An 11,877-nucleotide genomic window follows, 5' to 3' on the forward strand; every position below is an offset into this window, starting at 1 on the left:
CCCACATATAGAAAACGTAATTCCACTTCGAGCCGCATCTTCAGCCAACTTTGGATCCTTTTTCCCTTCTGTCCCCCGTATCATTTCCGTCACTACGCAATCAGCCAGAGACGGACATGAGCGAACCCACCGCGCTGCACTACCTCGACTACGCAGCCACGACCCCCGCCGATCCCCGCGTGATCGAAGCGATGACGGCCTGCCTCGGCTTCGACGGCATCTTCGGCAACCCCGCATCCAGCTCGCACGCCGCCGGCCGGCTCGCGAAAGACAAGGTCGAGCACGCCCGCGCGCAAGTCGCCGCCCTCATCGGCGCGGACGCCGACGAGATCGTCTGGACGTCGGGCGCCACCGAATCGAACAACCTCGCGCTGAAGGGCTATGCGGAAAACGCGACCGGCAAGCGCCATCTGATCACGAGCCGCCTCGAGCACAAGGCCATTCTCGACACGATGGCGAACCTGTCGAAGCAAGGCATGCAGGTCACCTTCCTGACGCCCGACGCCCGCGGCGAAATCACCGCCCACGCCGTGGCGGCCGCGATCGGCCCCGACACCGGCCTCGTGTCGCTGATGCTCGTGAACAACGAGATCGGCACGCTGACCGACATCGGCGCGATCGCCCGCATCGTGCACGCCGCCGGCGCGCTGCTCCACGTCGACGCCGCGCAGGCGCTCGGCAAGACGCCGATCGACGTGCGCGCGCTCGGCATCGACATGATGTCGATGTCCGCCCACAAGGTGTACGGCCCCAAGGGCATCGGCGCACTGTTCGTCCGCCGCGAGATCGCGAACCGGATCGCGCCGCAGATTCACGGCGGTGGCCACGAACGCGGGTTGCGTTCGGGCACGCTCGCCACGCATCAGATCGTCGGCATGGGCGTCGCATGCGAACTCGCGGCTGAAAAACTCGACGGCGAAGCCGCACGGATCGCGGCGCTCGGCGCGCGGCTCACCGGCGCGCTGTCCGCGCTCGGCGACGTCACGCAGAACGCGGCCGCCGCCCGCCGCATCCCGCACACGCTGAGCCTGACGGTGCATGCGCCGGGCTTCTTCCCGTTCATGCTCGGCGAAGCGCTCGCCGTGTCGTCCACCTCCGCCTGCAATTCGACCAGCGGCGCGCCGTCCCACGTGCTGACCGCGATCGGGCTCGATGCGGAAACGGCCGGTCGCACCGTGCGCATCAGCTTCGGGCGTTTCACGACGGAGCAGGACGTCGACTTCGCGATCGCTTGTTTCGCGCGGGCGATCGAGCAATGTCGAGCGGCGGCAACGACCGGCTTCGCCGCGTCGCGGCAGATCACGCCGGCCGATCTGAAGGCGATCCGCAATGCCGGCTTCCGCGCGGTGATCTGCAACCGGCCGGACGGCGAAGGCTCTGATCAGCCGGCGTTCGAGGAGATCGCCGCTGCCGCGCGCGAACTGGGCATGGATGCGCGCTATCTGCCGGTCGAGCGCGACGGCATCGGCGACGCGGAAGTCGACGCGTTCGGCGCACTGGTCGACACGCTGCCGAAGCCGGTGCTCGCGTATTGCCGCAGCGGCAGCCGCTCCGGCCTGCTGTGGAATCGGCTGTCCGAACGACGCACGGCATAAGCCGCCCACCGCCGTTACACCCAACCACCTGCGCTCACGCATGAAGCCGATGCTTCGCCGCGTGGCCGCCAGGTGGCGCCCGTCACTTCCGCATCACGTCTGTTCATCGCCGTTCACCGGCGTATAGATCGCGAGCTTCAGCGCGGGATCGTCGTTCGCCTGAAACGTCGCGTACTCGTAGCGCCGCGCGCCGCGTTGCGCATGGACGAGCACCTTCTCGCCCGACACGCCGCTGCGCACGTCGTGCGCATCCCACCATTTCGCGAACTCGCCGCTGCCGGCGCGCAAGCGCGCGACCAGTGCGACGAACGCCGGGTCGCTCGCGTAGAGATCATGGTTCGTGCGAAACAGCGCGATCATCCGGCGCGCCTCGTCGGCCCAGCGCGCGGCGAACAGCGCACGCGCATGCGGCTCGACGAACATGTAGACGAGGATGTTGCGATCGGCTGGCGCCAGCCGATCGAAGCCGAGCAGATCGGCCGCGGCCGCATTCCACGCGAGGATGTCCCAGCGCCGGCCGGTCACGTAGGCAGGCTGCTGAAGATGCGCGACGAGCCGCGCGATGGCCGGCGGCACGCGTTCCGGCACGAACGCACGCGCCCCATCGCGCCGCGCGAGCGTGCGCAGGTGGGCGGCTTCGGCCTTGTCGAGCCGCAGCGCGCGTGCCAGCGCGTCGAGCGTCGTATCCGACGGATTGACGTCGCGCCCCTGCTCGAGCCGCACGTACCAGTCGACGCCGATGCCGGCCAGTTCCGCGACTTCCTCGCGTCGCAGGCCGGGCGTGCGCCGGCGCGGGCCGTCGTGCAGGCCGACGGCGTCCGGGCGCAGCTTCTTGCGCCGGGAGCGCAGGAAATCGCCGAACGGGGTTCGCGTGGTGACGGTCATCGGGTTCGCTCCGAGCAGGGTGGTATCGGCCGATCCTGGGCTCGCGCCGGGCCTTGTTGCCGATTCTAAGCCTGCCAGAATCGACGCGTCCTCACCCCTCGGGAAGCGTCATGAAAGCTGCGATTCTGAAGTCGCTCGGCCAGCCGCTCGCGATCGAAACGATGCCGGACCCCGTGCTCGGCACCGGCGAAGTCGTCGTGGACGTCGTCGCGACGCCGGTGCTGTCCTATGCGCATGAAGTGTTCAGCGGCGAGCGCCGCTATCCGATCGAGTTACCGATGGTGCCCGGTTGCGGCGCGATCGGCCGGGTCCGGCAAACCGGCCCCGACGCGACGCAGTTGCAGCCAGGCGACTGGGTATTCTGCGATCCGACCGTGCGCTCGCGCGACGACGCGCGGATGCCCGACATCGTGCTGCAGGGCTGGAGCGCGCGCGGCGAAGGCGGCAAGCAGTTGCAACGCTACTTTCACGACGGCCCGTTCGCCGAGCGGCTGCGCGTGCCGACCGAGAACGCGGTGCGCATCGGCGCGATCGCGCCGGCCGACGCCGCGCACTGGTGCGCGCTCAATACGCTGCTCGTGCCGTACGGCGGGCTGCTCGCGTCCGACCTGCGCGCCGGCGAAATCCTGCTCGTCAGCGGCGCGACCGGCAATTTCGGCAGCGCGTGCATCGCGGTGGCGCTGGCGATGGGCGCGCGGTGCGTGGTCGCGCCCGGCCGCAATGCGCGCGTGCTCGCGGATCTCGAACGCCGCTTCGGCGAACGCGTGCGCACGGTCGCGCTGACCGGCGACGAAGCCGCGGACCGCATCCGCATGCAACACGCGGCCCCCGGGCCGATCGACTGTGTGATCGACCTGATGCCGCCGTCGGTGCCGGCGACGACGGTGCGGGCGGCCGTGATGGCCGTGCGTCCGTACGGGCGCGTGGTGCTGATGGGCGGCGTCGGCATGCTCGGCGGGGCCGGGCTCGAGCTGCCGTATCCGTGGATCATGCGCAACGACATCACGCTGCGCGGCAAATGGATGTACCCGACGGAAGCGGTGACGCTGATGACCGGGCTCGTTCGCGGCGGGCTGCTCGACCTCGGGCAATTCGACGTGACGGTCTTCGCGCTCGACGATGCGAACGACGCGGTCGCGCATGCGGCGGAGCACGGCGGGCCGTTCAGGATGACGGTGATCGCGCCGTAGCCGGCACGCCGCGCGCGCCCAGGCGTCTATCGACCCAGCCCGGGCGCTGGCGGAATCGGTCACGACGGCCGCCGTGTTCTCCCGCGCCCGCACCCGCCGGCCATTCGGCGGCCTGCGCGACCGAAAGCCGCGCCGGCCGCCGCCCTGCCTTGCTACGTCACTCGTCCTGCTGTTCCTGCTGCGCCTGCACCTGCCGCTGCTGGATGAACTGCCGTACGTCGCTCATCGTCACGCGGCCGGTGTGCTTCGCATCGATCTCGTCGAAATGCTTCGACACGAAGCCGAGCCCGCTGCTCTGCGCCTGCGCCTTCGTCACGGCCGCGCCGTTGCTCAGCAACGTATTGCCGCCGAGCCTTGCGTCGACACGCTGCTGCGCCTGCTGCTGCAACGTCGCGCCGGTCGACGGCAATACCGGCGCCGCCCGCGTGGCCGGAAAGAACGGACCGTCGACACCGCGCCCGCCGTGCGGCAGCTTCACCGGCGCCACCGCCTGCGGCGGCAACGCGTGGGCACTGCTCATCACGGCACCGAGCACGATCAACGGAGACATACGCCGCATCAATTGGATTAGGGACATGATCGCTCGCATTCAATGGATGAAGAGAGGGTTCCTTTGATAAGGACTCCGTCGCTCAAGGGGCTGCCGCCAGCGTCGTCGCGGCCATCGCGCCCGGCGCGCTGCCGGTCGGCACGCTCGGCGGGTTTTCATCCGGCCACGGCGGCGGCAGCGTGTGCAGCGTCAGCGCCGTCGGAATCCGCGCGCCCTTGTAGAAGGTCTGCAAATCCCGCTTCATCTGCGGACGGGCGACGTCGTCCAGATAGATCATGTGACCGCCCTGGAAGAAGTTCACCTGCAGCTTCGGATTCAGGCCCTTCACCGTCTGCAGCCGCGCGAGCTGCTTCTCCGTGTTGAAGAACGGCGTCGCGAGATCGTGGAAGCCGTTCTCCGCGAGCACGCGAAGCTTCGGGTTGAGCTGCAGCGCGCCGAGCAGATCGGGGATCGTGTCCGGCATCGGCTGGCCGTCGTGCGAGAAGTCCCAGACCTCGATGATGTTGTCGTTCAGCGGCAGGTACGTCGCGTTCGGCGCCGTGTAGCCGAGGTAATCCGGCATCTGCGTCGCGAGCGCGTTCGTAAACGGCTGCGAGATCAGGATGTCGGACGGATCGCCGTCGTTCTGCAGCCGCGGGTCGGAGTTCGGCAACGACACGCGCCCGTCATACCGGCCGATCGTCGTGCCGGGCAGCAGGCTCGTGCCGAACGGATTCGCATTGAAGTAGCCGCGCAGCGCCTGCTGCGTGAGGCTCGACGGAATCGACCACAGCCTGAGCGTCGCGTCGCTCGGGAACACCGGCGTGCCGAGCGCGTCCGGAATGCCGAGCTGGCTCAACACCCACGACTGCGAGTACTTCTGCAACTGGCTGTAGATCAGCGTCGTGAACAGTTCCGTCTGCAGTGCGTACAGACCCTGGTTCACCGGCGCCGGCGACACCTGGTTGAAGTACGCCGCGACCGCCGCGTAGCCGGGCAGATAGCCGGCCACGGTATCGGTGTCGAGCAGCAGCCCTTCGGTCGACTGCGTGATCGCCACCGCTTCCACCGCGTCCGCGAAGTAGTTCAGGATCGCCGATTGCAGCACGATGCCCGTCAGGTGCACGCCGGCCGATTCGAGCGCGAGCGCGAGCATGTCGGTACGCGGCGTGCCGTACGATTCGCCGTACAGATAGATCGGCGACGTGCCGCGGCTGTTGACGTTCAGGTAGCGCTGGATGAAGTCGCGCATGATGTTCACGTCGACGTCGGAACCCCAGTACTTCTGGTTGGTGTTCGGCAACACGGCTTCCGACAGCCCGGTGCCGGGCGGGTCGATGAACACGAGGTCGGTGGTGTCGATCAGGCTGTCCGCGTTGTCGACGAGCGGATAGTTCGGCCAGTTGTTGCCGAACAGCGGATCGGGCGTGGCCACGCGGGTCGGCGCGAACGAGCCGAGCCGCAGCCAGATCGACGACGAACCGGGCCCGCCGTTGTAGACGAACGTGACCGGGCGCGGCTTGCCGTTCGTGCTGGGCGCGGTGTACGCGACATACGACATCGACGCTTCCGGATTGCCGTTCGCGTCCTGCGCGGTCAGGTGGCCGGTGGTGGTCGTGTAGTCGATCGTCTTGCCGCCGCCCTTCCACTGGTAATGCATGATGGCGGCCTTCTCCGACACCTGCGACGGCGCGAGGCCGTCGGTCGCGTTCATCGAATACGCGACCGGGTCGACGTACGGCTGGTTGGTGGCCGGCGCCTGGGTGCCGGCCGCCTGCGCGCTGGCCTGCTGGCTCGCGGTGGCCTGCGCGAGGCTCGACGCGCCGACGGACGACGAATCGTCGCCGCCGCACGCCGCGAGCGCCAGTGTCATGACGGTCAATGCGCCTAGCCCGGCCAGCCGGCCGCGACGAATACGGCGGCCGCCGGTACTGCTCCTGTCTGGTTTCATCTCTTTCCTTTGGCTTCGGATACCGCATCACAAAGGCCGCCAACGCCTGCGACACGCGCAGGCCTACCCGCCACTCGCATTGCACGGTCGGCAGTCGGCGGTTGGGGATCGGACTTCTCAGAGACTGAACTTGATACAGACACAGCAAACTGCTGGCGAGAATGGTGCTCGGACGCGCCCCCTGCAGTTTGGCCAACTTTTTTGTATTACCGAAATTTACGACATGACAAAAATAGGCGGTGCTGCGCCGCGTTGTCAAAGATCATTCGGATATTAAAATTCCCGCAATGATGCGAAGGGCGGATAGTGTCTGGAATTTGAAAGAAAACGGAATTATTCGTGCAAGCTGTTTTTTAGCGGCAATGTCGTGCCGAATATCCTGCTTTTCACGCACAACGCAGAAGCCTTTCGCGTATTAGCGCAGCACATCTCAAGCCTTCAGATCGACAGGATTATTCTTTCAATTTTATTATCGCCAATCGATTAAGGCAATGCAGCAGAATACGCACGTCATTCGATGATTCGCTCCACTTCAATCGCGCTTCAATCGAAGTACCGATGTGCACTGCATCATCCATAAAATACCGGTTCGATTAATTATTCGCGGAATTATTTACCCGGTATTCGAACGGCTTTCGGGGCGGGCGCGACGTCCGGCATTGCCGCACATCGCGCCCGTCGTAAAAACTCACACCATGATTACTTCCCGCCGCCCGGCAGCGCGATGTCGATCAGCACCGGATCGTGATCCGACGAACGATACGCATCGGCCGCGTAGAACGTCTTCTGCTGTTCCGCCGACTTGTACGCGAGCGTGTATTGCAGCGCGAGCGGCTCGTCCGCGTTGATGTGCCATTCGTGCACGGCCTTCACGTGCGACGCGAGCGGCAGCGTCGCGAGCGCGTGGTCGAGGTAGCCGGCTTCGCCGTTGTACACGTAGCTGTACGCGTTCGCGCCGATCCAGCGCGCGACGAGGTTGCGGTAGCCGCGCGATTCGAGCGTGCGGATCGGGTCTTCGTACGTGTAGCTGTTGAAGTCGCCGATCAGCAGCACGCCCTGGCTCTTGACGCCCGTCGGGTTGCCGGCCAGCCAGTCGGCGACCTTCGCCGCCGCGCGCGTGCGCGTCGGGTTCCAGCAGCCCTGGCCATCGCCCTGGTCGAGATCGTCGTTCGCGGCGTCCGGGCAGTTCTTCGATTTCAGGTGGTTGACGGCCACCGTCAGCGCCTGCTTGTTGCCGTCGACCAGCCGGAACGACTGCGCGAGCGGCTGGCGGTTCTTGTCGTCGATCGCGAGCGTCGCCGCGCGGCCGACCGGTTCGACCTTGCGGCTGTCGTAGATCAGCGCCACCGCGATCGCGTCGCCGCCGAGCCGCGACGTGCCCGGATCGACCACGCGCCACTGATTGCCGAGCTTCGCCGCGAGCTGGCGCACCGCGCTCAGTTCGCCGTAGCCGTTGTTCTGGATTTCCATCAGGCCGATCACGTCGGCGTCGATCGCCTTCAGCGCGCTGACGATCTTCGCTTCCTGGCGCTGGAATTCCTCGAACGTCTTCGCGCCGCGATTGTTCGGATCGTCGAAGCCGCCGCCGAGACCGTTGCCGTTGAAGTAGTTGAGCACGTTGAACGACGCGACGCGCAGGTTCGATTTCGGATCGCGCGCCGGGGCGTGGGTGCGCGGGTTCTCGCGCTTGTCGAACGCCGGCACGGCCGCGCCGGGCAGCGGCTGCACGCGCCATGCGCCGTAACGCACTTCGAGCACGCCTTCGACGTCGCGCACGGTGTAGCCCACGCGCAGCGTGTTCGCGGCCGACAGGCCCGGCGCCGGATACGGCACGGTCGCGGGGTTCTGCTTGTTCGAGCCGTCGTCGAGAATCAGGCGGTTGCGCGCGTTCGCATCGATCTGCGTCTGCGCCTGCGCGGGCGGCACGACGCTCGTCGGCGTACGCAGGCGGCCGTTGCTGAGCATCACGCTGCCGTAGCGGCCGAGCTCGTAGTTGTCGGTGACGCTCAGCGTCTGCGGCAGGCGCACGAGCATCCCTTCGTACGCGGCGAATGCGTTCGGGCTGTCGACCGGCAGCGTAAGCGTCGCGGGCGTGACCGTCTGGCCGTTCGCGCACACCGCGATCGCGCCCTGCAGCGTGAGCTGCGTCTGCCCGTATTTCTCCTCGACCTTGCCCGTCACGTGCACGAGATCGCCGGCCTTCGCGCGCACCTTCGGCGCATAGACGAACAGGCCTTCCGACACGCCCGGCTGGTTGCGGCGCTGCGCGTCGGCCTGCTGGACGAAGAAGCCGCCGAAGCCGTCCGTGCCGCCGAAATCGGCGGTGACGACCGCTTCGATCGATGCGTTCTGGCCAGCGAGCGGCGACGGCGCGCCCGGCCCCTGGATATCGGCGATCGGCGTCGTGCTGCCGCCGCAGTTCGGGCTGACGGGCGCGGCGGTCGCGGCAATTACCGGCGCGGCGAGCGTCGGGAGCAGCAATAGCGGGGCAAACAGGCGGATTGTCGAGCGCATGGCGGGAATCCCGGTTGTGAGGGTGGCGAAAGCTTAGCGGCGCTCGGTGACAGTTTTTGGTAATCGTGAGACAGGCCGATGTAATTGTCGTCATCACGCCGCGATCGCCATGCGTCGTTCGGTCAAGTCTCGACAATGCAGCCGATCTTCCGAAGACGAAGCCCCGCCGCTAGACCGTCCCCGGCAACGCGCTCGACACGAGCACGGCCGCCACCATCAGCACGCCGCCGAGCACGACTGCCTCGATCCGCAACACCGTGCCAAATCGTTTCAGCGAGCCCGCCGGCATCACGGCGGCCGGGTCCTTCAACGCGGCCAGCAGCTTCGGCATCCCGAAGAACCGGTTGTGTCCGCCGAGCATCGCGGCAATCAGCACGAGCACGAGCTTCAGCAGCAGGATCTGCCCGTACGTCGACGCGAACAGGTTGGCGGGCGCAGCGACGCCGCGCCAACCGTTGTACGCGCCGGTCGCGAACAGCACGACCAGCGCGTAAGTGGATGCATCGGACAACGACTGCACGAACGATGCGCCCGTCGCGCGTTCGCTCGCAGGCATGCGGGCGAGCCGCGACATCACGCCGAATGCCGTCACGAGCACGAGCCCGACCCACGCGCTGATCGCCAGCAGATGCAGCCAGTCGATCCACACCGGCACGCTGAACAGCCCGGCGTCCACCGGATGCCCGCCGTTGCTGCGCGCCAGCGCGACACAGGCGAGCGCGGCCGCCATCGCGAACGGAAACCGCGTGTCGTTCGCATGCGTGACGAACGACAGCAGCACGACGACGAGCATGAATACGGTGCCGGCCAGCCACGCATGGCCGAACCCGGTGCCCGCGAGCATCGAATAAACCGCCGGCCCCGCGTCGAGCAGCGACACTTCGCTCATCAGCGCGCAGTGCGCCCAGAACGCGGTGATGCTCGCGAGCAGCGATACGACGGACGCGCTGCGCAGCGTCGCGGCGAGTCGCCGCCCGACGTCGTGTTGCCACACCGATGCGCCGCGCGCGAGCCAGTGCCGGCCGAGCAACGCGCCGACGACGACCGCGAACCCGGCGTTCTGGATCGCCACGGCCACGAGCCGCAGCAGGCCGACGATGCCGTCGTTCATCCCTTCACCCGGAACGTGTAGGTGCCCTTCGTGCGATGCGCATCGGCCGTCATGACTGCCCACTGCACCGCGTACGCACCGGCCGCAAGCTTCGGTATCGCGACGGTCATCACCCGGGGGTTCGACGCATCGATCTTCGCCTTGTCCTGCGTGACGGTGTTGCCGCTCGCGTCCGATACCTTCACCGAACTGAACGTCGGTTCGAGGTCTTCGTTGAACGTGAGCCGGACCGTGTCAGGCGACGCGTCGACCGTGCTGCCGGCCGCTGGCACGGCGCCTTCGAGCTTGCCGTGCGCCGAGGCCGCGACCGGGTTCATCGCGAAGAGGGCGGCCGCCGCGGCGAACGTGGCGAGCCATCCGGAAATCGTGCTGGTCATGTTCACGCTCCGCATCACGGCTTCTTCAGTTCGACGACGGTCAGCGCGCCGTTCACGTCCTCGGCGACGAAGTCGATCGTATCGCCCACCTTGACCTGCGACAGCATCGCCGGGTCCTTGACCTTGAACACCATCGTCATCGCATCCATCCCGAGGTTCTCCAGCGGGCCGTGCTTGATCGTCAGCTTGCCGGCGGCCATGTCGACCTTGCGGATCTCGCCGTGCGACATGCGCTGCGCCGCCGCCGCGCCCTGCTTCGCGCCGCCGCTCATGTCCATGCCGGCCATGTCGCCGGCCGCGTACGACGCGGCCGAGAACGCCAGCGCGCACCCCGTCGCCATCAAAACCAGTCCTCTCTTCATCGTGTCGACTCCCGTGTGAGTGAATGGAAATCGACGGCCGCATCGACGCGGCCGCCGCGTGCTGCTTCAGCCGTCCGGCAATTCGCCGGTGTATTCGTACGCGACCGTGCCCTTCGGATGCCGGAACCAGCCCGGATCGCGATAGTCGTTGCGGCCAAGCCCCTGCCGCACCTTGAGCACCGTGAACATGCCGCCCATCTCCAGCGGCCCGAACGGGCCCGTGCCGGTCATCATCGGCAGCGTGTTGTCGGGCAGCGGCATCTCCATGCCGCCCATCGCGCCGCCCGTGCTGCCCATCGCCATGTAGTCGGGCACGAGCTTGCCGATCCGCTTCGCGAGATCCTTCTGCGGCACGCCGATCAGGTTCGGCACCTGGTGGCCCATCGCATTCATCGTGTGATGCGATTTGTGGCAATGGAACGCCCAGTCGCCCGGACGATCGGCGGTGAACTCGATCGCACGCATCTGGCCCACCGCGACATCGGCCGTCACTTCGGGCCAGCGCGCGGCCGGCGGAATCCAGCCGCCGTCGGTGCCCGCGACTTCGAAGCTGTAGCCGTGCAGGTGGATCGGGTGATTCGTCATCGTCAGGTTGCCGAAACGAATCCGCACGCGGTCGCCGGCACGCACCGGCAGCGGATCAATGCCCGGAAACACGCGCGAGTTGAAGGTCCACATGTTGAAGTCGGTCATCTCGTTCACACGCGGCGTGTAGCTGCCCGGGTCGATGTCGTACGCGGCGAGCAGGAACACGAAATCGCGATCGACCGGCATCGTGCCGCGCGCCTTCGGATGGACGATGAACATGCCCATCATCCCCATCGCCATCTGCACCATCTCGTCGGCGTGCGGGTGATACATGAACGTGCCGTGCGCTTCGAGCTGGAATTCGTAGACGAAGGTCTTGCCGGGCGGAATGTGCGGCTGCGTGAGGCCGCCGACGCCGTCCATCCCGTTCGGCAGCCGCAGCCCGTGCCAATGGATCGTCGTGTGCTCGGGCAGCCGGTTGGTCACGAAGATGCGGACCTTGTCGCCTTCGACGGCCTCGATCGTCGGGCCCGGCGACTGGCCGTTGTAGCCCCACAGGTTCGCGTTCATGCCGGGCGCCATCTCGCGCACGACGGGCTCGGCCGTCAGGTGGAATTCCTTCCAGCCGTTCTTCATCCGCCACGGCAGCGACCAGCCGTTCAGCGTCGCGACGGGCGTGTACGGACGGCCGTTGGGCGGCACGAGCGGCGGCTGCGTGCCGGCTTTCGCCATCGTGGGCGCGTCGGGCAGCGATGCGGCGCCAGCCTTGCTGACCATCGCCGCACCGAGCAGCGCGGCGCCCGAGCCGCTGAGAAATTGTCGACGGGACACCATG

Annotated in this window: 10 protein-coding genes; 2 read left to right on the plus strand and 8 right to left on the minus strand. The window is 67.2% G+C overall.

Going from position 1 to position 11,877, the window contains the following annotated elements; all coding sequences use genetic code 11:
- The first annotated feature begins 116 nt into the window (after positions 1-116).
- On the plus strand, positions 117-1,595 hold the full coding sequence (locus tag HWX14_RS19155) for an aminotransferase class V-fold PLP-dependent enzyme (RefSeq protein WP_175884622.1): 1,479 nt from the start codon (positions 117-119) through the stop codon (positions 1,593-1,595).
- Positions 1,596-1,688: 93 nt separating this feature from the next.
- Here the strand turns inward: HWX14_RS19155 and HWX14_RS19160 are convergent, their stop codons facing one another.
- Positions 1,689-2,480: a helix-turn-helix transcriptional regulator gene (locus HWX14_RS19160; RefSeq protein WP_175883993.1), complete on the minus strand. Its 792-nt coding sequence runs from the start codon at positions 2,478-2,480 to the stop codon at positions 1,689-1,691.
- 110 nt (positions 2,481-2,590) lie between these two features.
- On the opposite strand from HWX14_RS19160, the gene HWX14_RS19165 reads away from it, so the two are divergent.
- Entirely contained in the window at positions 2,591-3,670 is a 1,080-nt protein-coding gene (locus HWX14_RS19165) for a zinc-binding alcohol dehydrogenase family protein (RefSeq protein ID WP_175883994.1), read from the plus strand.
- A 157-nt stretch (positions 3,671-3,827) separates the two neighbouring features.
- On the opposite strand, the gene HWX14_RS19170 is transcribed toward HWX14_RS19165, so the two are convergent.
- The 7 genes from HWX14_RS19170 to HWX14_RS19200 form a co-directional block, all read right to left on the minus strand.
- Complete coding sequence (locus tag HWX14_RS19170; protein WP_244130266.1) at positions 3,828-4,220, minus strand: 2-oxoglutarate dehydrogenase; 393 nt, start codon at positions 4,218-4,220, stop codon at positions 3,828-3,830.
- Between the two features lie 82 nt (positions 4,221-4,302).
- On the minus strand, positions 4,303-6,150 hold the full coding sequence (locus HWX14_RS19175; protein WP_175883996.1) for a peptidase S10: 1,848 nt from the start codon (positions 6,148-6,150) through the stop codon (positions 4,303-4,305).
- Between the two features lie 699 nt (positions 6,151-6,849).
- Entirely contained in the window at positions 6,850-8,664 is a 1,815-nt protein-coding gene (locus tag HWX14_RS19180) for an ExeM/NucH family extracellular endonuclease (protein WP_175883997.1), read from the minus strand.
- Between the two features lie 169 nt (positions 8,665-8,833).
- A complete protein-coding gene (locus HWX14_RS19185; RefSeq protein WP_175883998.1) occupies positions 8,834-9,775 on the minus strand; it encodes a CopD family protein in 942 nt (313 codons plus the stop codon).
- Positions 9,772-10,152, minus strand: coding sequence for a copper homeostasis periplasmic binding protein CopC (gene copC, locus HWX14_RS19190; protein WP_175883999.1), 381 nt, complete (start codon positions 10,150-10,152; stop codon positions 9,772-9,774). The genes HWX14_RS19185 and copC overlap by 4 nt, the downstream gene beginning before the upstream one ends.
- A gap of 14 nt (positions 10,153-10,166) precedes the next feature.
- Positions 10,167-10,514 carry a copper-binding protein gene (locus HWX14_RS19195; RefSeq protein WP_175884000.1) on the minus strand — a complete coding sequence of 116 codons (348 nt, stop codon included), beginning with the start codon at positions 10,512-10,514 and terminating at the stop codon, positions 10,167-10,169.
- Positions 10,515-10,580: 66 nt separating this feature from the next.
- Positions 10,581-11,876, minus strand: a complete 1,296-nt coding sequence (locus HWX14_RS19200) for a copper oxidase (RefSeq protein WP_034175003.1) — start codon at positions 11,874-11,876, stop codon at positions 10,581-10,583.
- Position 11,877 lies beyond the last annotated feature (1 nt).

The sequence above is a fragment of the Burkholderia sp. BCC0044 genome, assembly GCF_902832955.1.
In the GTDB taxonomy this organism is placed as follows: domain Bacteria; phylum Pseudomonadota; class Gammaproteobacteria; order Burkholderiales; family Burkholderiaceae; genus Burkholderia.

Bases quoted from the DNA above. Each gene is read 5' to 3' on its own strand.
- HWX14_RS19175 (WP_175883996.1), bottom strand. From the start codon at position 6,150: ATGAAACCAGACAGGAGCAGTACCGGCGGCCGCCGTATTCGTCGCGGC.
- HWX14_RS19170 (WP_244130266.1), bottom strand. From the start codon at position 4,220: ATGTCTCCGTTGATCGTGCTCGGTGCCGTGATGAGCAGTGCCCACGCG.
- HWX14_RS19185 (WP_175883998.1), bottom strand. From the start codon at position 9,775: ATGAACGACGGCATCGTCGGCCTGCTGCGGCTCGTGGCCGTGGCGATC.
- HWX14_RS19160 (WP_175883993.1), bottom strand. From the start codon at position 2,480: ATGACCGTCACCACGCGAACCCCGTTCGGCGATTTCCTGCGCTCCCGG.
- HWX14_RS19180 (WP_175883997.1), bottom strand. From the start codon at position 8,664: ATGCGCTCGACAATCCGCCTGTTTGCCCCGCTATTGCTGCTCCCGACG.
- HWX14_RS19155 (WP_175884622.1), top strand. From the start codon at position 117: ATGAGCGAACCCACCGCGCTGCACTACCTCGACTACGCAGCCACGACC.
- copC (WP_175883999.1), bottom strand. From the start codon at position 10,152: ATGACCAGCACGATTTCCGGATGGCTCGCCACGTTCGCCGCGGCGGCC.
- HWX14_RS19165 (WP_175883994.1), top strand. From the start codon at position 2,591: ATGAAAGCTGCGATTCTGAAGTCGCTCGGCCAGCCGCTCGCGATCGAA.
- HWX14_RS19195 (WP_175884000.1), bottom strand. From the start codon at position 10,514: ATGAAGAGAGGACTGGTTTTGATGGCGACGGGGTGCGCGCTGGCGTTC.
- HWX14_RS19200 (WP_034175003.1), bottom strand. From the start codon at position 11,876: ATGGTGTCCCGTCGACAATTTCTCAGCGGCTCGGGCGCCGCGCTGCTC.